This window comes from Streptomyces sp. NBC_00258 (genome assembly GCF_036182465.1).
GTDB lineage: Bacteria > Actinomycetota > Actinomycetes > Streptomycetales > Streptomycetaceae > Streptomyces.
The window spans coordinates 509,259-529,337 of record NZ_CP108081.1; the positions used below are offsets into that span (position 1 = coordinate 509,259).

Below are 20,079 nucleotides of genomic sequence, written 5' to 3' on the forward strand. Positions count from 1 at the left end.
TCTACGCCGACGGGCTCTCTCTCGTCGATCTCCTTGGAACCCGTCTGACCGGCAGTATCCGGCGGCGCCGCATCCCAGCCAGCAATTCGAACATCAGGCCGGACCAGCAGGAATCATAGGATGACGCATGAAAGCGGATGCCTTCTAACAACGGCTAACACAAAGACGAGCCGGGAACCGTACCTATAGGTATCCCGGCTCGCCGTTGGCCACGAATCGTGTCAGGAATTGCTCCAGCAGCTCCAGAAACTGCCGCAGATCATCAGCCACTCTGTCGAGTTCGGGTTCGTCCAGTGATGCTGTTCGCGTCCGGTAGACCACACCGCTGGGGCTGGTGACGTAACACAGTCCGCCACCGTTCGAGCCGATGACCAGGCCACGAGCCTCCTCACCCGTGCCATCGCCAACAGCGCCGTACTCCTTGAGCCGCAGAAGGACGTCAGGTACCGGGTGGACGAAGTAGCCGTTGCCGACGTCCGCCCAGGCGATGTCGCCGATGCTGTCGTAGAGGGTGACCAGGTCGGCGGAGGCGAGATCCAGTTCGGCCAGAGCGCGGGCCGCCGTCTGATCGTCGGGGTCGGCCGACCGGACCTGATTGGTGCCCGGGGGATACCCGTGCCGGCGCTCGAACTCGGCTGTCATGGTCTGCAGAGGGCCTGAGACCCTGCTGATCCACGCGGCCAGCCAGGCAGGTGACAGTGATGGTCTACTCATGAAGCCGGATCATGGCACGCGCCTCGGACGTCAAGGCGACGGTCACCAGCTGTTGCTTCCCGGGATTAACACAGGGACTTGAGTTGTCGGTGGGTGATGAGACAGCAGGCGAGTTTGAGGAATGCTTCGTGGATGTCGGCTCTGCGTTCCCAGCGGATGCGCAGGCGGCGGAAGCCGTGCAGCCACGCGAAACTCCGCTCCACCACCCAGCGGTAGGTGCCCAGTCCGGTGCCGTGCCGGGTGCCGCGTCTGGCGATGGCCGGCACGATGCCGCGGGCGCGGACCTGGTCGCGGCAGATGTCGTGGTCGTAGCCCCGGTCGGCGAAGAGCGAGTCAGGTTTGCGGCGGGGACGGCCAACCCGGCCGCGGACCGGCGGGATCGCGTCGAGCAGGGGAAGCAGTTGGGTGACGTCGTTGCGGTTGCCACCTGTCAGCAGGACCGCGAGCGGCGTGCCGTGGCCGTCGGTGATCAGATGGTGTTTCGAGCCGGGCCGACCCCGGTCGACCGGCGACGGGCCCGTGTGGTGCCCCCTTTTAGCGCCCGGACGTGGGAGGAGTCGACCACGCAGCGGGACCAGTCCAGGCGCGAGGCCGCGTTCAACTCGGCCAGCAGGACCTCGTGCAGCCGCTGCCAGACCCCTGCCTCGTTCCAGTCCCGCAACCGGCGCCAGCATGTCATGCCCGAGCCGAAGCCCAACTCCTGGGGCAGGTACTCCCACTGGATTCCGGTGTGCAGCACGTACAAGATCCCGCACAGCACCTCCCGGTCCGGCAATGCCTTGCGGCCGGGATACCGGAACCTGCGCGCACGCTGCGGCAGCAACGGCTCCAGACGGTCCCACAGCTCATCCGACACGATCCACGGCGATGTCCCCACATCCAGCCGAACGCTCAACTCCCGCTCCAGACACGACCATCGGGGCCGATCCACCTCTTTGTGTTAGCCGTTGTAAGACTGACGGTGAGGGCGCTTGCCGGAGTCACGCCTTCTGGTCAGCCGTGAACCATCCTGGCAAGGTTCCTTGACATGTCCTGGAGGGCTTTGAGCAGGCGGAAGGCAGCCGCCCGCCACGCGAGAGCGAACGCGGCAGCCGACGCGTTGGAGACTGATCTCCGAAGGCTCGGGTTACCGCAGGCGACACTGCGCGTCCGGGCGGCCCTACGAAGAGCCGTCTGGTTCCAGGAGCACGTCAGGGACAGCCAAACACCCGCCTTCATTGTGTGTATCCTGCTCGGTTTTTATGTCCCAGGGGTGTTCCTCAAGCCACCCGGCTCTTCAGCCGAGCGCGATTGGCAGCTGCGGCGGCCTGGGGAGATCTGGGGTCTCCCCACCGACCTTTGTTCGACAACTTCCCTCATCAATGCGGGAACCTTGGTGCTTGCCGTTGCGGTGGTGATCCTGATCCGCCGCTCCGGCTCCCCACCCTCAACCCGGACGAGGCGCAACGAAAACGCCCCGCGGCAAATGCTCCCTGTCATGGAAATTAAGCTGGCTGTATCCCGCTGCACCGACACCTATTGCGGCAGTGCGCGCCGGGCCTCCTCTGCCCGGGCCCTGGCAGACGCGATCCGAGTCGCCTCCCGCACCGTGAGCCGCATGCACCGCACCTCGCGGCGATTACCCTCTCGCTCCCATCGCCGTCGGCAGCTGAAGCGCCATGCTGGCCTCGTCGTGGCAGCCCTGCGCCAGGCCGAGGCACGGATCGACGTCGAGGGCACCGCAGCGATCCCGGAGCTCGCACGCCTCCTGATGAAGATTGCTGACCGGTATGTACAGGGCCGCCTCGGGGCGCTCCTCGACAAGGAGGAGCTGAAGGGTTTGAAGCCAGTGCGCGACTGGGAGGCTCTCCGGATCGCTGCCTTCGCAGTGCTCACCGCCGGGTCCGCAGTGACGGTCAGCCAGACGGGCTTGCCAGAAGAGACGAGGGTCTACGCAATCGGCGCGTGCGCGATTCTCGCCTCCTTGCTGGTATACGGTCGGCGACGGGTCCGTCGAGGGCTAGCACTTCTCACCCAGATCCGGGGATAGGAGTCCGGGGCCGTATTACTACCGATGGGTTGTCAGTCCGGCGTCGTACGGTGTTCGTATGGCGAGAAACGGTGACCGGCCAAACAATCCCGACGTTCTGCTCCGGGCCGTCAGGAAGATCTTCGGCGGGGCGTGTCTGGCGTGCGGTACGACCCGGCCTCGCCCGGAGATGGCGCACATTCGCAACTGGCCGACGATCCGCCTGGCCGCGGAGAGCAAGCTCGAAGGGCTGCCCGACCGGTTCGCGCACATCGCCGAGCAGCACCGTCACGGCCTGTTCCACCACCTCGGCAACGTGGTGCCCCTCTGCCCGAACCACCACACGCTGTTCGACGGCAACTACCCCGAACTCGACGAGCACAAGGTCCGTGCCCTGCGCGATGCCGCCCTGTGCCGTCCGGACGTCCTGGCCCGAGTGATCGACTTCATCCGCGACGAGCTGAGTGGACGCCCCAACCGCTGCGTCCACAAGGACGAGAACGGCCGCCGCGAGCACACCCGTGCCACCGACCTCATGGCCCTCGTCGTTCCCTTGTCCTGGGTACAGAGCGGCTTCCGCCTGGGCCTGGACCTCGGCGACCCCCAAGTCGTCGTCGACTGCGCCTCCGGCACCCAGCACCACCACGTGGCCCTCGACCAGGCAGTCGTGGACACCTGCGTCGGCCACAGCCGCCAGTGCATGAAGGCCGCGGCCGCGTAGGGCGCCGCCAAGGCGCGGGCTCAGCTCCGGCGGCGCCGGGCCTCCTGCGCGCGGCGCAGGGCCCGGCCCCGCACTTCGGGCAGCGGCCCCTACGGTCTCGGGGATCAATCAAACCGTGCTTGGCGCTGAGATTGATCTCTAGTGCCTGCTCTCACTGCCATGGTGGGGTGAGAGTTCCGTCTGGGTCGAAGCCGTCGGGCCATCGCTCGGAAAAGAATGAAGTGGATGACCCAAGAGTCATCAGGGTCATCACCGTGGTCGGCGGCTTGCCAGTAGAGGTTCTCAGCGCCTTCCTGGAGACAGCCGGCCAGGACTGTCCCTTTGCCTGAATCCTGCCGAATCCCTCGGTTCGCCGAAGCCGACGCGCTCAAATCCGAGCACGTCAACCAGGTCGCCTTCCGTCCCGTCCGCCGTAGCTGTCCTCTCCCATCGGCCCCGCACGGCTCCGCCTCCGCCGGACGCCGCACCGGGCAACAGGCGGAGGACCACCGTTATGGGTGCCGGAATCCGCGTTCGTCGGCGCGGGCCTGCTCGGGGTCGAAGGGAGTGAACCAGTCGAGCGGCGCAAGGTTGACCATGCCCATTGCCTGGTTGACGACGCTGCCGCCGTCCTCGATGCCGTCGAGGGAGTCGTCGAACAGCATCAGGACGTCGTGGTCCTGGAAAAGGAGGTCGGAGGCGGCGCTCCAGTCGAAATCGCGGGCGTCCTCGGGCAAGTCCTCCACCGCCTCGCGTACGAAGCGCGGCCGGTTGCGCGTCAGCTCCGCGGCCCGGGCGATGCCCAGGTGCAGGGCCATCTCCTCTCCGGTGCTGCGTGGTTCGACGTCCGCCTCGGAGGGGAGGTCCGCGGCGAGGTCGTCGAAGGCCCGGGCCATCTGCCGCCGCCAGCCGCTGTTCTGGCGCAGGGTGACCGGCGGCAGGGAGCCGATACAGACCGCCGGCGTTCCGGGGCAGCGGTGTGTCGCCCAGCGCGACGACCTCCTGCCAGGCCTGGTCCGACAGATCCGCAAGTGCGAGGCGCAGCACGGTCCGTGTGCGCGCGGTCAGCACCTCGCCGTCTTCGTCTTCCTCGCCCCAGTCCTCGCTCAGCAGGTCCCGCCCGCTCCGGCGGGCGCGGTCCCGCAGGCGTTCCCGGATTCGGTGGGCGGCTTCCTCGGGGGCGGCGAGCGCGGTGTCGATGATCAGCAGGTCATCGGAGAACGGTTCGGCACTGAGCAGGGTGGCGGCTTCCGCGAGGACGGCGGCGCCGGTGCTGTGGGAGGCGGCGTGGGGAAAGACCACGGCGAACTGGTTGTCGGTCAGCCGGTCGATGACGCTGGCGGCCAGACCGGCGATGATCCAGGGGTCGTTCCAGGGCGCGGCGACGTCCAGGTCGTCGACGACCAGGACGCTGGAGGCCATGTCGACGAAGTCCTCGAACTCCGGGCGGAACTTGCCGTCCTCATCGAGTAGTTGCTCCGCTACCAGGGCGAGGAAGGACTGCTCGTCGGCCATCCGCTCGCGCAGGTTGTCCGCCTTCCAGTACAGGCCCCGCGTGGCCCGCAGGCTGCCGACGGTGGTGTCGCCGGTGACGATGTCGACCCGCCAGGTCTGGACGCCTTCTTCGGAAGGGTCGACGAGCCGGTGGGTGTGCCGGAACTCCAGCACCAAAGTGCTGGGATCCGCCTTGGTGTCGGGCACAGTCACGTGGTCGCTCATCGATGTCCTCTCACACGTGGCTGCGGCCGTTCACAGTCACCACCGACCCAGATTAGCCAGCCCCGCAGGGGTGTTGTGGCCTGGTCGGCGATCGTGGTGTGTGCCTGGCCGAGCACGCCCGTACGAGAGTGCTCTGTGAACAGCAGTTGTTATATCGGGTGCTCGCCAAACATTAGGCATGTGAGCCATGTAGGAGCTCAGCAACGTGCCTGACGGCTATCCGAGGGGTGTTCAGGCATATTGGTGACGGAACGTGCCTGACGGTGGGCGGCGGCCGAGCGGGGCCGTGGCCACGGCGGACACCTATGGCTGCCAAGCGGATGTCGGCGTACCGTCCGGGTCCAGACCGTAGGGCCACAGTCCTTCGAAGGTCTTCTGGGTGATGATCCAGATGTTGCCGTGGTCTGCGGCCTGCCGATAGAAGGCTTCGGCACCCGCCTGGTCCCCGGCCAACTCCCGCAGCCCGGCCAGGCGGACGAGAGCGTCGGTGTTGCCGTGTTTGGCGGCCTGCAGGGCGAGGGCTTCGGCGCCCGCCCGATCTCCGGCCCTCTCGCGCAGCCTGGCCAGGCGGACTAGAGCGGCGGTCTTGCCGTGGTCGGCGGCCTGCAGGGCGAGGGCTTCGGCGCCCGCCCGATCTCCGGCCTTCTCGCGCAGCATGGCCAGGCCGATTAGAGCGGCGGTCATGCCGTGGTCTGCGGCCTGCCGGTAGAGGGCTTCGGCACCCGCCCGGTCCCCGGCCAACTCCCGCAGCAGGGCCAGGCGGTACAGGGCTTCGTCCTGGTCGGCGGCCTGCAGGGCGAGGGCTTCGGCGCCCGCCCGATCTCCGGCCTCCTCCCGCATCCCGACCAGGCGGTACAGGACTTCGCCCCGGTCGGCGGCCTGCAGGGCGAGAGCTTCGGCGCCCGCCTGATCCCCGGCCTTCTCGCGCAGCATGGCCAGGCGGGCGAGAGCGTAGCCGTTGCCGTGGTCTGCGGCCTGCCGATAGAGGGCTTCGGCGCTTGTCGGGTCTCCGGCCATCTCCCACATCTCGGCCAGGAGGAACGGGGCTTCGAAGCCGCCGTGGTCGGCGGCCAGCAGGGCCAGGGCTTCGGCGCCCGCCCGATCTCCGGCCCTCTCGCGCAGCATGGCCAGGTCGCGCAGGGCGTAGATGCTGCCGTGATCGGCGACCTGCAGGGCGAGGGCTTCGGCGCCCGCCCGATCTCCGGCCTTCTCACGCAGCATGGCCAGGCGGTACAGGGCTTCCATGTTGCCGTGGTCTGCGGCCTGCCGAATGAGGGCTTCGGCGCCCGCCGGGTCCCCGACCCTCTCCCGCGTCTCGGCCAGGCGGTACAGGGCTTCGTCCTGGTCGGCGGCTTGCAAGGCGAGGGCTTCGGCGCCCGCCCGATCTCCGGCCTCCTCACGCCTTTCGGCCAGGAGGTTCAGGGCGCTGGTGCTGCCGTGGTCGGCGGCCTGCAGGGCGAGGGCTTCGGCGCCCGCCTGATCTCCGGTCGTCTCGCGCAGCAGGGCCAAACGGTACAGAGCGTCGATACTGCCGTGGTCTGCGGCGCGTTGGCGGAGGTGGTAGGCCCATTGCAGGCGGTGGCGTCCTTCGGCTGCTTGGGCGAGGTTGGCCAGGTCGTCATGGTGGGTGAGGTGGGTGTGAGCGGCGTGCCAGAAGGAAGCGGGCGGACACAGCGCATTGCGGGCGGTGCGGCCGTGTTGTTCGAGGTAATCGGCGAGCCGGAGCACCGGCCCCGCAGGCAGCGGTCCGGGAGCGTCAGCTGTGGTGGCGGGAGTGGGGGTGCGTCGTGGGGGCCGGGACGTGGTGCGGCGTAAGGGGGCTTGTTTGCCGTGGACGAGTTGGGCGAGGTCGGCGAAGGCCTGTTCCGCCCAGTCGTCGGTGAGCCGGTCGTAGTCGATGTCGTTGAGGTAGTCGGAGGCGGCGTCGGTGAGGAATGCCTGGGGCAGGTGGAGGCCGACCCCGAGACGGCGCGCGTCCATCGCCGCTTCCAACAGCGCTCGGGCCGCGGGGGTCGCTCGTTCGTAGCGCTTGAGGAGTTCAGGTGCGCCGGCCAGGTCCTGGGCCACCCGTCCGTGGGTAGCAGCGCGGGTGAGTGCGTCGGCCAGAAGCCGGTCACCGGCTTGTGCTTTGGCTGCTGCGGTAGCCAGTGCCTGGGCGTCGAACGTGTCCGGGACGGTTAGCGTGCGGCCCGTCAGGAGCTCCCGCACCCGGCTGTACCGGTCCCCTTTCCTTGACAAGGGCAGGGCAGTGAACCGGTCGGCATGCTTGGGCCAGAGGGTGCCCAGCACCAGCACGGGCCCACGCTCGGGGACGGTGAGCAGCGTCTGGAGTGCAGCAGCGATCCGCTCACCGGCCTTCCGGTCGCCGAGGTAGTGCTGGGCTTCGTTCAGCCACACCACGGTCCGCGGGCCGACACGGTGCAGGTCATCGAGAGCGGCATCGGCGCGGGTGGGGTCGAAGGGATGCCACAACCGCCAACCGTCATCCGTGAGCAGTTGCACCGCCTCCCAGCACGCCCGGGTCTTGCCCGTCGAGGAGGTGCCCACCAGGACCAACATCCGGCTTCGGCTGGCCGCAGCATCCCGGACCGCTTCGGCCAGCACCAGATCGTGCGCGCGCTCCACATACCCCGGCAGCACATCCGCCTCTGATGTTCTGCTGCCGGGAATGAGGGTGCCGGGCCCGGCCGGATGGACTTCCAGGGCGTGCGGGTCCCACTCCGCGATCGGACGGCCCAGTGCCAGCCGCTGTCCGCCCTCGGCCGCATCCCGCTGCAGCGCCAGCAACTCGGCGACTGGCAGCTTCAACGCGCGGGCCAGAGCTACCACCGTCTTCGCCGAGGGCACCGGTTCGCCGGCCTGCAACGCCGCCCACACGGTCGTGCGCCCCAGCCCTGACCGGGTGGCAAGGTCTTTCCTGTCCATCGTCTGGCTGCGGGCCAACCCATCGCACAGCTTCACGCGCAGTTGGGTGAGTGCCGGATTGTCACTGTGGCCGTTTTGCTCGTCCTGCATCCGATCGCCCCCCGTGCAGCGGTGTTCGCCAGTGTTCATCTTCCTCCGGCGAACCCTGGCGAACACTTTCTTCGCGAACTTCGACCACGACACCTCATCAAGTACCGGGAGCCTGCCGTGACCGTCGCCATTGCCCTCCTCACCACCACACTCGTGATCATCATCGCGCTGCTAGCGGCTGTCGGCGCTGGCAAACTCGCGCGGATGGACGGCGCTACCTACCCCGCCGCCCTCACCCGAGCCGCCACCGCCTTCGCCACCGTCATAACCCTCGCCACCGCCGTGACTGGCGCCCTCGCCGCCCTCCTCACCTGACCTCCACGCGACGGCCAGATCACCTACCCCACCACGCTCAAGCACCTGCCATACATGCCTGAAACCCGCGTACACGCGCTGACCTGCACTCGGAGCCCAGAAGCACTAGACAAGCCCCGCTCGATCGCGTTGCCGGTCGCGGTGGTGACGTCCTTCATTCCGCTCAACTCCCAGGCGCCTGAGGACGGCACCCTGCACACGCGGCCTTTCAGACACGGCCGGAGCCCCGCACACGGCGGGGCCCCGGATGTGACGATGATCCGGTGTCCGGGGCTGTTTTCGGCAGTCCCGGGCACGTTCTACTGCTGCTGGCCCGCGGTCGCCGTGTCGCCGGTCAGGAGCTCGCGCACCGCCCGTCGGGGCAGCCTGGCGCGGATGGCGATCTCGCTGTCACAGCGGCCCCAGCGGATCGCGGCGGTTACCAGCTGCCGGCGCTCCGCCTGCGTGCCCTCCAGCTCCTCGTCCACGGTGTCCGCGGACTCCTCCATCCACGCGATGTCGGCGCCGAGGACCGCCAGCCGGTCCCACTCCCGGGTGCGCAGTTGCTCCCGGTAGGTGGCGGCGGTATCCCGCACTCCCAGCAGGTTCCATCCCTGCCGCGCGGCGTTCTCCTCCTCGCGGTCGGCCCAGATGTCGAGTTCGGTGTCCGTGGAGGTGGAGGTGATCTCGCCGGCAGCCAGGCGGCCGTGCTCACCGTCCCAGTCCGCGAACTCCTTGAGCGGACGGGGGTCGCCGTTCATGAGGACGCTCCGGTACCAGGCGCGTACGCCCAGGACGTCCAGGCTGATGCCGCTCCCGTCGTGGTATCGGGTCCCGAAGACCTTCGTGATCTCCTGGTGCCAGGGCTCGTTGAAGCCGACGAACCGCGTGATCGTCTCGCATTCCCGGGCGAGCTCGTCCAGTGACCTGCGCAGCAGGTTCGGCCGGTACACCTGAGGGAAGCGGGCCACGATCTCGCCGTAGTTGACCAGGTCGGCGTCCGCCTCGGGACCGGCGGCCTTCCGATAGCGCGAGCACAAGCGCGTGATGTTCCGGCCGGCGTGTCCGGAGTCGGAGGACCAGTCGAGGTCACCGCCGGCCTCGCCCCGACCACGAAGTCGTCGGGCACCTCGATCCACGGCGAACACGCCCCCAGAGGCGGCAACCGGCAGCTCAAACGCGCCATGTTCCTGTCCGCGTTCGCCGCCCTGCACGACCCCGCCTCCCGCACCTACTACAACCGCTGCCGAACCCGCGGGAAGACCCACACGCAAGCCCTCCTCCGGCTCGCCCGACAACGCATCAATGTGCTGTTCGCAATGCTCCGCGACGGCACCTTCTACGAACCCAGAACCCCACGCCTCACTTGACCAAAGACATAGAGGCACCCCCCGGTTCATAACGGCGGGGGGATCATCGCACGTCTAAGCCGCGACCTGTCCCCTGCTCATCGCCGGTCCGGGCGCGGCAGCGGCCATCGCAGCATGCGGTGGCGGGCGAGGAGGGGGCCTAGGCGCTCCGGCCACGGGCCTGATCCCCACAGCTCGGTGAGGCGCCCGATCCAGTAGTCCTCGACGGTTTTGCGGGCGTGTTCCGGTGCGTCCGTCGCGTCGGGGAGTTGCTTGCCGGGGAGGTGGCGGCCGTTGACCGGCACGCGTGTAACTCCGGCCGCTCGCATGGCACACAGGCGGTGCTGGCCATTGGTGAGCGAGGTGTCTCCCTCGTCCCACCAGATGTGGTCGCCGACCATGGCCTGGGCCCATTCGCGGTCCCGGGGGCTGAGGTGCTCCATGGCGTGGAGCTCGCTGGCCCGTTCCGGTTCTTCGTCCTCGTCCACCTCGGCAAAGGCCAGCGCGGCTTCGGCGATGGCCCGCCAGTCCCCCTGGTGGTAGGGGCAGGCGGCGAACTCCTTCTCGGTGAGGTTGGCGAAGAGCTCGGCGTGGGCGGTCTGGTCCTCGCGGTGACCTCCGGGGTATGTGCGCGCGATGCGCTTGCCGCGCTCGGCGTACTCGCACTTGAACAGGCCGTGTGGCCAGGGCAGTTCGGCGGTCGGCACCGCGCGCACGGCCGTGACGCCTTCGAGGTGGAGGGTTCGGTCCTCGGGGGTGGAGAAGACGGTGGGATACAGGTCGGCCTCGTCGTCGGGTGCGGCAGGCCGGCAGGCGGTGTCTTTGGCGTGCTGAACACCGGGGTCGGGTTCGACGACGCCGGTCAACTCGAAGTTGGGTCCGTCGTGCCAGACCTCCTCCTCGTCCGAGCTGACCCGTTCGATGTTGGGCTGGACCAGGACCCGGACGCTTTTCTCCGGCAGTACGAGCATCCCGCTCAGCCCATGGACGGTGACCAGGGTGACGGCGCCATTCGCCCACGCAGGATCGGCGAGCAGCCCGGCGATCCGTTCGCCGGCGAGATGGCCGATCCACTCGACACGCTGGTAGCCCTCGTCGATCCCCATGTCGTGCTCCGGGAACCGCACGTGCGTCTGCAGGTAGTCCCCGACACGCAGGGCACTGGCCGGCTTGGCGAAGGAGACCGCCCGGCGGGCCGGCCGCACCCCGGTCTTCTTGGGAGCGACGCCGGCCGGGCCGGGAAGGTCGCCGCGGCTCCAGTGAACTTCCTGCGGGACCTGACCGCCGACGAACACCGGCTTGCTGGTCGGCCAGCTCGGATGTGCGGCGTCCCGGACGAGGCGTTCGGGGTCCACCTCGGTGAGCACCCGGTGGTCGCCCCCGCGAAGAAGTACCGGTCCGGGAAGCCCTTGGCAGTACACGGCGACGAGGGTGTCGGCCATGTTGGTGTACAGATCCGTGGAATCGGAGTCGAGGAACGAGGGGCCGTGGATGTGCTCCAGCCATTCGATGCGCGCGTACCCCTCCCCCGGCCGATGTGACTCGGGCGTCAACCGATGGGTCGCCACCGGGAGGTAGTCGCCCACTTGCAGGGCCTCGTCGAGGCACGGCCTTGTCACTTCCGCGTCCGTCCTTTGCTCCCAGCCGCCATAGGCGGACTTGTGCCGCAGTTCTACTACAGACGCACGGTGCCCGACGCCACGATCGCGGCGGACCCGGGCAGGTCCATGGAGCCGTCGGTGAGGACGGCACGTGACTCAGGCGCGGATGAGCCCGTCGCCGCCGTGAGGCCGCGCACCGCGCGAGCCGGCTGCAGCGAGGGCGCCCAGGCACTGGCGGGCAACGCGCTGGAGACCGCGATGAAGTGGCATGGCAACGCCTGGATCAGGCAGTCCTTTCCCCAGGTGACCTACCCCCCGAAGGCCGGACACCACGGCACCATCGGCAGCGCCCTGGACGATGCGGACGACTGAGGCGACGCCACGCTGCTGCAGTTCAAGCACCTCCTGATGCTGGCGGGCATGCGAAACGCCTTCGCCAGCGGCGCAACCCAGGACACCTTCAACCGCCATCTCGGCGCACACCGCGCCTCGCCCGACAGCTACCGCCCGGAGTTCGCCCTCCCGGCGCTACTCCTCGCCCACGCCCTGCTGCGGGCGCTGAACCAGAACCTCGAGCTCCCCGACGACGAAGGAGCCGACGCGTAACCGCTCCCCAACGTCGCTGCCTGCTGAGCGCCGTGTACGGCATCGTGCTCCCGCCGACGACGCTGGACGGGGCCACAAGGGCATCGCGCTGGTGGGCCGAACGCGGGAACTGCAGCAGGCTCCCGCGTCGTCCGTGCGCCGGTTGCGTTAGAGACCCGGGAGCACTCCGAGGTTGAGAACGGTGCTCCTTTCCAGTGAGGAGCTCTCCATGGGCAGGACGAAGCCCGGCAAGCCGCGGCGTCAGCGGAGTGTGACCTATACGCTGCAGCAGCTGCAGCCTCCCGGGTACGAAGAGTGGCTCGACATCCCTCAGCAGTTCACCGCCGATGCGGCCGCCAGCGATCCTCGCCTGGGCGCCGAGTCTGTGGACCTCATGCAGCGGTTCGCGCGGCTGCGGCCGCTGTATCGCGGACTGATCCCGATGCAGGCTGTGGTGCTGGACACGCTGCTCGACATGGGCGCTCTTCCCATCAGCATGGACGGGAAAAGCGTAAAGCTCTTCCCCCTCGAACCCGCCGCGACGTGGATGGGGGCCAAAGCAGACGCCGTAAATGTGCGGAAAAGCTTCCATGAACTGCACGCGGTCGGCGCTCTGCTGGTGGAAAACACCAGTCATGACGTGCCGGTGGTACGGATCGTGAGTCAGCCGCCGCGGCGCCCCGGAGACCAGTGGATCTTCCCTGGAGACGCCGAGGACATGACCGTGCCCAAGACCTGCATTCCCGCCGGACCGGGCGACTTGGCACCCGACGAATTCGCCGCCCTGGGCTTCATCAGGGCCTGTATGTCGCGAGGGCTCGAGGCCGATCCCGCAGACTTTGCCACGCACAAGGGCATCGGCTCCGTTGAGCGGGCCCGTGAGCTGTTCACGGCTGTTGCCGAACTGGCGGAGGTCAAGGGCTGTGCCGCCTGCCCGTCCGCACACCTCTGCACACGGTCCGGAGCAGAAGGAGCAGAGTCGTGACCGGGAACCCACTTGTCGTACTGCACGGCCGCCTGTGGATCAATCCCAGCGGCGACGCCCACGCCCTGCAGTGCGTCGCACGCACTACCAAGGGCAGCCGCTGCCAGAACCCGGTTGAGTACGGACAGGTTTTCGGTTTCCACGAGTTCCAGCTCGGCTCCGCCGGCTATGCCGAGGCATATGGCCCAGGAGTTGGGGCGATTGCCGACCGCTGGCTCGCCCAGCACTGCACCCTCCACGACACCCCAGACGTCATCGACTGCGAGACGACCGAGCTCCACCGGTTCGACATCGTCCGGGACGCTCCCCACGTCAGGGCGCACCGTGTGGACGCCTCCTACGACGGCGAGCCGGCCGACTGCCCGAAGGCTGCCAGCACGACGGGCTCAGAGGACAAAACCACCGCAAGCATCGTGACGATCCTCGAAGCCGCCGCCCGGCTCCGTCCAAGCGCCGGCTATGTCAACGGTCACGACTACCAGGACTGGTACACCAAGGCAACGCCGAACCTCCTGCTCGCCCTGGCACAACTGGCGCGGATCCATCACGGGCATGAGTTGGCCGGCCGCCTTGAGCAGCTCTCAAAACCGCTGTGTATGGAGCCTCTGGATGCCGTGCTGTCTTACGACGCGCATCCGCAGACTTGGTGCGGGCGCCCGGTCAAGTCCAAGAGCCTGCCGTGCGAACTGCACACCCCTGAGCGCGCCGCGGACATCGGGCGCTGCACATGGGCGGACCCCGGGGCAAAACGGATCTGTCGCTCTGCGCCCCTCAAGGACGACGACCGATGCGAGAACCACGCCACGTACTGCCGAGCCGTCAAAAGCGACGGTACGGTCTGCAACCGGCATCACTGCCGCGTCCCCAAGCACCGGCAGGCGTCAACGTCCGACGCGGCAGCAGGGCTGGCAGTGGCACAGCAATGACCCTGAGCTGTATGCGGCGTGAGGCTGATGGGGAATTCGGCTCTGTCCGCAGTTCCGTGAATCCCCAGGTCAGCGGAGTGAGCGAGGGATCGTTTCGGCCCCACCCTGCGCTGGGAGCGGCCCGGCGAGGGCTCCGGCAAGGCCTGCCTCGACGACCACGGGCGTGCCACGATCGAGTTCGAGGACGTCCCGAAGGAAGCGTCGGCCAGGCCATGAGCGAGGTCTGGGGCGCCGACTGGTTCGACGAGGGGCCCGGCGGGTTCGCCCAGGCCGATCCGGTCAGTACAGCTACGAGGACGAGCAGACGTACGCCGAGTATTACGTCGACGTCCTCGATGGCGGCCTCACGGGAGCAGACGGCCCAGGACAGAGGGGGTGGCGCCCGACCCACCTGCAGCGAGTGGAAATGTCCGTCGAGTTCGCCGACCAGATCGATGACATCCTCGAGACGCTGCCCCCCGGAGGCCCGGCAGCCTCCTCCTGACTCGCATCCTCATCCAGCCATGACCTTCACGGGACGCGGACAGAGCCCATCGGAGTGGGGCAAGGAATCGGGTCAGGAAACGGGCTGGGTTTGCTCTCCAGCAGCCTGGGACGGGTCGACTCGGTAGGGCGCAAAAGCAGCGTCAGCGGCTGGAGCGTAGGCTTTGGCGGACATGCGTGTGACCAGCTTCCACATGCGGCGTTCGTCTTCCAGGCTTTTGGGGAGGGCAAGCCCAAGCCCGTCAGCCAGGGGCTTGCGGCCCAGGTTGACCAAGGCTCGTACGGCTGCGGCCCATTCGTCGGTGGCGGCCACTGCGGCGTTGTACCAGACCGGGATCAGGACGATCAAGCTGACCCCGGCGAGGACGAGTACCGATCGGTGGGCGTGGGAGGCAGACAGCGAAGCAAAGGCGGTGACAGCCACGGCTGCGTGCCCGTACAGCAGAGCCAGGAAGAAGTCGACGCTCGTGCGTGCGGTGACGACCTGTTTGGTGGTCGGCTCCGGGGCGGCGCTTGTCAGTTCGTTCCACAACACCTGAGTGTCGAGGCGGTAGCGGTCATATCCGTACTCCTCGAGGCGGCGTATGGCGTTGCCGAGCCGGGTCGGGGCGACCTGTTCGCCGCTCACCGGATAGCGGCTGAGTTTCCCCTGGAGCAGGGCACGTCGGATGGGCGATGTGAAGGCCGGGTCAGCGAGGCGGTCGACTGCCCGTTGACGCCGAGACCGCTGCACCCGGCAGCCTCGTTCGTAAGCGGCCGCCGGCCACAGGGTGTACCCCTCCAGGGCGCGGTAGAGGGGAGTCTGCAGGGCGTTCAGAACGAGTCCGAGTAGGACGGCGGCCACAAGCAACACGAGTGCGGTGGGGCCGCCGGTAGCCGGCCACAGAGGATCCAGCACGGTGGGACGGTGCAGACTCGGGGCAACGGCGAGGGTGAACACAGCAAGGTTGAGAGCTGCGGGCAGGATCCACCCCACGAGCAGCGCCCAACCGCCTCCGAGCACGCCTTTGGCGATGTCTCCCACGGTTACTTCTCCCCGAGACGTGGCCAGTCATCGTCTGGGTCGAGCACAGGCCCGGGAGGGGTGTGACGTCCTATTGTGCTGCTGTCGTGCTGAGAGGGCGGTGTAGGGGAAGCGTTGTCTAGGGGGGCGATGATCTCGTCAGCGGTGGTAGTCGATTCGTCCCGCTGCTGGCTCTCTGGTGCCGCCAGGATGCGGCTGAGTTCGGCTGCGTCCTCGGGGCTCGATGCCGTGAGGACTACTGTCTGACCCCAGGGACCCTGAATGGTGAGCTCGAGGGGTTCCCTGCGTTGGTGTAGCCAGACCATGACTGCCTCGACCGTCGAGGCGAGGGTCAAGGCCCCAACAACCGTCAACTGGATCTGCAGCGGTGGACCGTGAACGATACGGACGCGTCCCGTGAGCGAGCTGTCACCCCGGAGCCAAGCAGCCAGTGAAGCCGCTTCGGACTCGCCAGGAAGAGAGATGATGAGGTCCACGCCGTCCCCGTCCAATGATGACTCTGATCGGGCATCCAGCATAGGGCCGCGTCCATCGACGGCCCCGGCCCGTAGGTCTCAACTACCCGACTCGTCAGGCCCGTTCGGCTGCCGTGTCGCTCAATCGGCCACGACACGCATCTTGACCGCCCTGTCTGCCAGGGGCCGCAGCACAGTCTGTGTCGCCCACGCTCTGGCCGAATCCCGCGCCTGCCTCCCGGCATAGCCGTCACGAAAGCGCGGCCAGACCCCTGAATTCGACCAAGGGCGCTTGTCGCCTCACATGCTCCGGTGGTCAACGGAGCGAGGAGTCTCAGCGAGCGTCGAGTGCCTCCGCGCAGTCACCGCGACCGCGTCAGTTCACTCCGGCCGCGGTTTCCGAGCGCGGGTGAACTGCTTTGCCTTCTCGACCCGTGAGCGATGCGGGCCGCCGGGCTCTCGAAACGAGCGTCGGGGCCCTGGCCGCAGTCGGGGCACGTGACGTCATAAACGGCCCACGGAGGCGGGGGCGGGGTCTGCAGCCGCTGTTTAGCCTTCCGCTCTTCCAGGATCGGCTGGAGCCGCTCGTCGTGGGGGACGTTCCGCACCTCGCCGGTGCCGGTCTGGTTGGCGATGACGCAGTTCTGGCCATGGCGGGCGTGGCAGCGCGGGCAGCTTCTCTTGATCCAGTGTCGGCGTGCCACCTGCTTGTGCAGATGCCTCCTTCCGGGCTGCTGCTCGCCGTCGGATGGCGCTGCCCGGGCGGTCCTGGCCGGGTAGTGCGAGGTCGGCTGGTTGAGGCCCGCGCGCTCCTTCCAGTAGGCGATCCGGATGGCCTCGCGGTCGCCCATGAGGCTCCCTGCGTCGGCCGCTGCCCGGATCGCCTTCTCCACCAGGGAGCGCATCGACGCAGGTTGCAGGTGCCGTCCGGTGCGGCTGAGGTCATCAAGGATGTTCCGGACTCGCTCGTAGGCCTCCGCGGTGAAGGCGGTCATGTAGTCGGCGGCCGCCACCGCGATGACATCCTCGGTGTCGGTGCGGTCGTGGCTGGCGGTCGCGTTGACGCGGGCCAGGAGTTCCCGGATCTGCTTGGTGCGCCGGGCGGCCACCGCCTCGTCCAGGCGGGCGAAGAAGTCTCGCCGGACTTCGGCCCGCCCCTCCAGCCAGCGGTTCGCCTCCGCCACGGCGGCGTCCAGCTCGGCCTGAGTCTGCTGGCCCATCCCGGTCATCGCCGCGATCTCGCCCAGTACCCGGTTCACCACGACCACGGACTCCACCTTCAGGGCATCAGCCAGACGGCGAAGGACGACCTGGGCGCGTGCCTCGGTGCCCGGAGCCTTCCTGGCTTTGCCCGTCGGCCACCGCGAAGCAGGGCGTGTGCTGCGGGCGCGGACGATCCGCTCGACCGCCAGCGTCGACAGGCCCCGCTCCGTCATCTCGCAGTCGTCCAGCGGGAACCACTCCGTTTCCCGTGCGAACGCCTCCGTTCCGATCCGGACCTTTCGGGTGGTGCCCTCGCTGTTCAGCCGGACGCGATGGACGTACCAGCGGTCGATCAAGGTGTTCCGGTCCGCCGGCACCGACATCCCGAGTACCGGCTCGCGGCCGTCCTCATCCCACGCCGGCTCCACCGCCTGGTCCAGGTGCACGCGCAGCCCACGGTGCTGGAACTGGATGTCCACGACCGAGCCGATCGGCGCTCCTTCGGGCTGGCCGAACTCGAAGTCGGCCTGAAGGTCCCGGTTGCGGAGCCAGGCGGCGGCCGCGGACTTCACGTTCCCAGTCAAGTGCTTGTGTTCAGTTGGGCGGGTTGACATGGCCGCTTCTTCCCTCTCTTGGGTTGGTACCGCAGCCCTCATGGGGCACACCGACTCGCAGACCGCGGCAACGTCTTCGCACTGCGTCCGCGCGCTACGTAAGGGCAAATACCCGCTCAAGAACACGGCGGCCGACACAGCCCCAGGTTGGTTGTCCGCCTGGAAGGCCTCGTTCCCCCGCTCGGCCGATGGAGAGGAAAGCGAGCGCTGACAGCACTGCCCAGCCTTTGGCGCGGTGAACCGCCGCTTTCGTGGTCATGCCGTAAGCGCTGAGGAGGAACCTGTCGGCTGCGCCCTGGCAGATCCTGCCGCGCCGATCATTGACGCGGATGCCTTGTCAGGTTCGGCGCGGCGGTCGGGCAGCTGCGGTTTGGTGGTGGGGTGTGACCACGCCGAGCGAGCCCCTCTCGCGCGACGCGATCACCGGGGTCCAGCTATCGCGGTGCTGGAGGAATTGGTTTGAGGGCGGCGAAGGCCTCGTCGAGGAGGTCGACGAGGTTGAGGGCGCCGTCGGAGGTGGTCCAGTGGAAGCTGAACTTCCACGGGCGCTACCCGATCGTCCGCAGCCACGGCGACGGGGCCCTTAGGGCGCTGCGGGATCCGAACGCCACCGAGGAATAGACGCAAGCGGCCCCGGTGCCGCCCCACGGAGGGAGGGGCGGCACCAAGGCCGTGCGTCCCTGAACCCGGGGTGGTGGGCGCCATGCCCACGAGCACGAAGGTCGGGAGGCGGACTCGCGTACCCCGTCGTGGAGTTCGGGCGCGGGGTGCTCGCCGAGGAGGACGGCCATGCCGTCCTCGTCCCGCTGGTCGAAGACCTCCGGAGCGATCAGGACACACTGACCCGAGGCCACACACTTAGGCGCCCTTGGCCTCCAGGGCCTTGGCCGTCGAAAAGTCGGCGTCAACAGGTCAGCGCACCGTGCGCCGCTGGATGGCCGCATCCAACGTCCGGCGGTCAGTCGGACGGCGGCAGCAGTCTCCTCATCAACGCCTCCTCAAGCTCGCGCAGGATGGTGTCGTCATCGACAAAGGAATGCGGCAGGGTGTGCCAGAGGGCGAACTGACCGTGCAGGCCGGTCCACAGCAGGACCCCCAGCGTGTCGGCCTCCTCGCGTTGCTCGGGACAGGCTGCGGCGAGGTACTGGTCAACGGCATCGGTCCACGCGATCAGCACCCGGTCGAGCGGATGCCCGGTGGCGCGCCGGTCCTCCGCCGAAGTCTGCTGCTCCAGGCTGAACATGAGCCGATAGCGGCGGGGATTGTCGACGGCGAACCCGCGGTAGGTGCCCACGATGGCGCGCAGGACACCCCATGCGCCGGCACCGGCCTCGGCGGCCGCGCTTCCGGCCTCGCGCATGGTCGACGCCAGCGCGGCGTACCGGGCATCGAGCACCGTCCGCACCAGGTCGGTCTTGTCGTTGAAGTGCAGGTAGATACTGGGCGCGGCGATGCCCAGCTCGCGGGCGATGCCACGCAGAGACAGGGCGTCCTCGCGACCGGACTCCTCCAGGATGCGGGTCGCCGTGTCCAGGATGTCCTGCCGGAGGCGCTCCCCTTCACCCTGCCGGTAGGGCACACGCCGCTTCTGGGCTGCCGAGTCCACGCTTCCTCCTCCGTACCCCGCCGGTTGCGACTGGGCTTTCATCATCGGCCATCCACGGCTTGCCACCCGTCTGGAACGGGCCTCGCCAAAACCACCTAACGGCGTTAGGCTCACCTCGACAACCACCTAACGGCGTTAGTCACCCTAACGCCGTTAGGTCGATGAGAGGAGCCCTCGTGCCCCCTGGCCCCACGCCCGAATTCGTCCTCGCCCGGCCGAGGACCGCACCCCTCGATCCGCCTCCCGCTTACTCCCGCCTGTGTGAGGAGGCACCGATCAGCCGCGTCACCATCTGGGACGGCCGGCGCGGCGCCTGGCTGGTGACCCGCTGGGAGGACGCCCGTGCGGTGCTCGGCCACCCCGCCTTCAGCCGACCCCTCACAGCCCGGCTACCCGGACGTGCAGCCGGATCAGCCGCCCCAGCCGCCCGGCTTCTTCGCCAACGTCGACGCACCCGTCCACACCACGATGCGGCGCACGCTCACCCGCGAGTTCATGGTCAAGAAGATCGACGCACTGCGTCCCACCATCACCGGCATCACGGGACAGCTGCTGGACGAGATAGCCCGGTCACAGGGGCCGGTGGACCTCGTGGAGCGTTTCGCCCTGCCGCTGCCCTCGCACCCCGCTGAGCGGGGGGACTCGGCAGTAACCGATTGGCCCGGGACCGCCTTGAGCGGAGGCGGTCCCGACGCGCCGAATCCGTGGGGACGGGATCGGCGCGAGGTCCCAGGTCCGGCGGTGGACCTTCCCCCAGTCCGCCGCCGGATCCGAGGACGCCACCGCGCTCTCTGAGGG

19 protein-coding genes and 3 pseudogenes are annotated in these 20,079 nt (G+C 68.4%); 11 read left to right on the forward strand and 11 right to left on the reverse strand.

Annotated features, from left to right (window positions below):
• Positions 1 to 183: 183 nt before the first annotated feature.
• Together OG718_RS02245 and OG718_RS02250 are read right to left on the reverse strand one after the other, a co-directional pair.
• Complete coding sequence (locus tag OG718_RS02245; RefSeq protein WP_328843011.1) at positions 184 to 714, reverse strand: SMI1/KNR4 family protein; 531 nt, start codon at positions 712 to 714, stop codon at positions 184 to 186.
• A 65-nt stretch (positions 715 to 779) separates the two neighbouring features.
• A pseudogene (locus OG718_RS02250) lies at positions 780 to 1,645 on the reverse strand (IS5 family transposase).
• Positions 1,646 to 2,386: 741 nt separating this feature from the next.
• Here OG718_RS02250 and OG718_RS02255 point away from each other — a divergent pair.
• A complete protein-coding gene (locus tag OG718_RS02255) occupies positions 2,387 to 2,743 on the forward strand; it encodes a hypothetical protein (RefSeq protein WP_328843012.1) in 357 nt (118 codons plus the stop codon).
• Between the two features lie 58 nt (positions 2,744 to 2,801).
• Complete coding sequence (locus tag OG718_RS02260; protein WP_328843013.1) at positions 2,802 to 3,443, forward strand: HNH endonuclease; 642 nt, start codon at positions 2,802 to 2,804, stop codon at positions 3,441 to 3,443.
• Positions 3,444 to 3,934: 491 nt separating this feature from the next.
• On the opposite strand, the gene OG718_RS02265 is transcribed toward OG718_RS02260, so the two are convergent.
• Positions 3,935 to 4,318, reverse strand: a complete 384-nt coding sequence (locus OG718_RS02265; protein WP_328843014.1) for a hypothetical protein — start codon at positions 4,316 to 4,318, stop codon at positions 3,935 to 3,937.
• Positions 4,319 to 4,349: 31 nt separating this feature from the next.
• On the opposite strand from OG718_RS02265, the gene OG718_RS02270 reads away from it, so the two are divergent.
• The gene (locus tag OG718_RS02270; protein ID WP_328843015.1) at positions 4,350 to 4,895 is read left to right on the forward strand and encodes a hypothetical protein; all 546 of its coding nucleotides are present in this window, start codon (positions 4,350 to 4,352) and stop codon (positions 4,893 to 4,895) included.
• 549 nt (positions 4,896 to 5,444) lie between these two features.
• Here the strand turns inward: OG718_RS02270 and OG718_RS02275 are convergent.
• Entirely contained in the window at positions 5,445 to 8,156 is a 2,712-nt protein-coding gene (locus OG718_RS02275; protein ID WP_328843016.1) for a hypothetical protein, read from the reverse strand.
• A 117-nt stretch (positions 8,157 to 8,273) separates the two neighbouring features.
• Between OG718_RS02275 and OG718_RS02280 the strand changes: the two genes are divergently transcribed.
• Positions 8,274 to 8,471, forward strand: coding sequence for a hypothetical protein (locus tag OG718_RS02280; RefSeq protein ID WP_328843017.1), 198 nt, complete (start codon positions 8,274 to 8,276; stop codon positions 8,469 to 8,471).
• A 299-nt stretch (positions 8,472 to 8,770) separates the two neighbouring features.
• On the opposite strand, the gene OG718_RS02285 is transcribed toward OG718_RS02280, so the two are convergent.
• On the reverse strand, positions 8,771 to 9,490 hold the full coding sequence (locus OG718_RS02285) for a hypothetical protein (protein WP_328843018.1): 720 nt from the start codon (positions 9,488 to 9,490) through the stop codon (positions 8,771 to 8,773).
• A 54-nt stretch (positions 9,491 to 9,544) separates the two neighbouring features.
• On the opposite strand from OG718_RS02285, the pseudogene OG718_RS02290 reads away from it, so the two are divergent.
• A pseudogene (locus OG718_RS02290) lies at positions 9,545 to 9,820 on the forward strand (transposase); the annotation flags it as partial.
• A 77-nt stretch (positions 9,821 to 9,897) separates the two neighbouring features.
• Here OG718_RS02290 and OG718_RS02295 read toward each other — a convergent pair.
• Complete coding sequence (locus OG718_RS02295; protein WP_328843019.1) at positions 9,898 to 11,418, reverse strand: hypothetical protein; 1,521 nt, start codon at positions 11,416 to 11,418, stop codon at positions 9,898 to 9,900.
• A gap of 69 nt (positions 11,419 to 11,487) precedes the next feature.
• Between OG718_RS02295 and OG718_RS02300 the strand changes: the two genes are divergently transcribed.
• The 4 genes from OG718_RS02300 (at position 11,488) to OG718_RS02315 (ending at position 13,896) form a co-directional block, all read left to right on the forward strand.
• Positions 11,488 to 11,772, forward strand: coding sequence for a hypothetical protein (locus tag OG718_RS02300; RefSeq protein ID WP_328843020.1), 285 nt, complete (start codon positions 11,488 to 11,490; stop codon positions 11,770 to 11,772).
• A gap of 48 nt (positions 11,773 to 11,820) precedes the next feature.
• Positions 11,821 to 12,006: a hypothetical protein gene (locus OG718_RS02305; RefSeq protein ID WP_328843021.1), complete on the forward strand. Its 186-nt coding sequence runs from the start codon at positions 11,821 to 11,823 to the stop codon at positions 12,004 to 12,006.
• Positions 12,007 to 12,214: 208 nt separating this feature from the next.
• Positions 12,215 to 12,970 carry a hypothetical protein gene (locus OG718_RS02310; RefSeq protein WP_328843022.1) on the forward strand — a complete coding sequence of 252 codons (756 nt, stop codon included), beginning with the start codon at positions 12,215 to 12,217 and terminating at the stop codon, positions 12,968 to 12,970.
• Entirely contained in the window at positions 12,967 to 13,896 is a 930-nt protein-coding gene (locus OG718_RS02315) for a hypothetical protein (RefSeq protein WP_328843023.1), read from the forward strand. The genes OG718_RS02310 and OG718_RS02315 overlap by 4 nt, the downstream gene beginning before the upstream one ends.
• A 556-nt stretch (positions 13,897 to 14,452) precedes the next feature.
• On the opposite strand, the gene OG718_RS02320 is transcribed toward OG718_RS02315, so the two are convergent.
• From OG718_RS02320 to OG718_RS02325, 3 genes are all read right to left on the reverse strand, one after another.
• Positions 14,453 to 15,403: a hypothetical protein gene (locus tag OG718_RS02320; protein WP_328843024.1), complete on the reverse strand. Its 951-nt coding sequence runs from the start codon at positions 15,401 to 15,403 to the stop codon at positions 14,453 to 14,455.
• 2 nt (positions 15,404 to 15,405) lie between these two features.
• Positions 15,406 to 15,921: an effector-associated constant component EACC1 gene (locus OG718_RS54300; RefSeq protein WP_443054866.1), complete on the reverse strand. Its 516-nt coding sequence runs from the start codon at positions 15,919 to 15,921 to the stop codon at positions 15,406 to 15,408.
• A 299-nt stretch (positions 15,922 to 16,220) separates the two neighbouring features.
• Complete coding sequence (locus OG718_RS02325; RefSeq protein WP_328843025.1) at positions 16,221 to 17,633, reverse strand: hypothetical protein; 1,413 nt, start codon at positions 17,631 to 17,633, stop codon at positions 16,221 to 16,223.
• A gap of 540 nt (positions 17,634 to 18,173) precedes the next feature.
• On the opposite strand from OG718_RS02325, the gene OG718_RS02330 reads away from it, so the two are divergent.
• Complete coding sequence (locus tag OG718_RS02330; RefSeq protein WP_256122669.1) at positions 18,174 to 18,296, forward strand: hypothetical protein; 123 nt, start codon at positions 18,174 to 18,176, stop codon at positions 18,294 to 18,296.
• A 104-nt stretch (positions 18,297 to 18,400) separates the two neighbouring features.
• Here the strand turns inward: OG718_RS02330 and OG718_RS02335 are convergent.
• Positions 18,401 to 18,583 (reverse strand): annotated as a pseudogene (locus tag OG718_RS02335) (ferredoxin); the annotation flags it as partial.
• A 50-nt stretch (positions 18,584 to 18,633) separates the two neighbouring features.
• On the reverse strand, positions 18,634 to 19,281 hold the full coding sequence (locus OG718_RS02340) for a TetR/AcrR family transcriptional regulator (protein ID WP_319290806.1): 648 nt from the start codon (positions 19,279 to 19,281) through the stop codon (positions 18,634 to 18,636).
• Between the two features lie 342 nt (positions 19,282 to 19,623).
• Here OG718_RS02340 and OG718_RS02345 point away from each other — a divergent pair, with 342 nt between their 5' ends.
• Entirely contained in the window at positions 19,624 to 20,076 is a 453-nt protein-coding gene (locus OG718_RS02345) for a hypothetical protein (protein ID WP_328843026.1), read from the forward strand.
• Positions 20,077 to 20,079 lie beyond the last annotated feature (3 nt).

Bases quoted from the DNA above. Each gene is read 5' to 3' on its own strand.
- OG718_RS02265 (WP_328843014.1), bottom strand. From the start codon at position 4,318: ATGGCCCGGGCCTTCGACGACCTCGCCGCGGACCTCCCCTCCGAGGCG.
- OG718_RS02310 (WP_328843022.1), top strand. From the start codon at position 12,215: ATGGGCAGGACGAAGCCCGGCAAGCCGCGGCGTCAGCGGAGTGTGACC.
- OG718_RS02305 (WP_328843021.1), top strand. From the start codon at position 11,821: ATGCGAAACGCCTTCGCCAGCGGCGCAACCCAGGACACCTTCAACCGC.
- OG718_RS02245 (WP_328843011.1), bottom strand. From the start codon at position 714: ATGAGTAGACCATCACTGTCACCTGCCTGGCTGGCCGCGTGGATCAGC.
- OG718_RS02260 (WP_328843013.1), top strand. From the start codon at position 2,802: ATGGCGAGAAACGGTGACCGGCCAAACAATCCCGACGTTCTGCTCCGG.
- OG718_RS02275 (WP_328843016.1), bottom strand. From the start codon at position 8,156: ATGCAGGACGAGCAAAACGGCCACAGTGACAATCCGGCACTCACCCAA.
- OG718_RS54300 (WP_443054866.1), bottom strand. From the start codon at position 15,921: ATGCTGGATGCCCGATCAGAGTCATCATTGGACGGGGACGGCGTGGAC.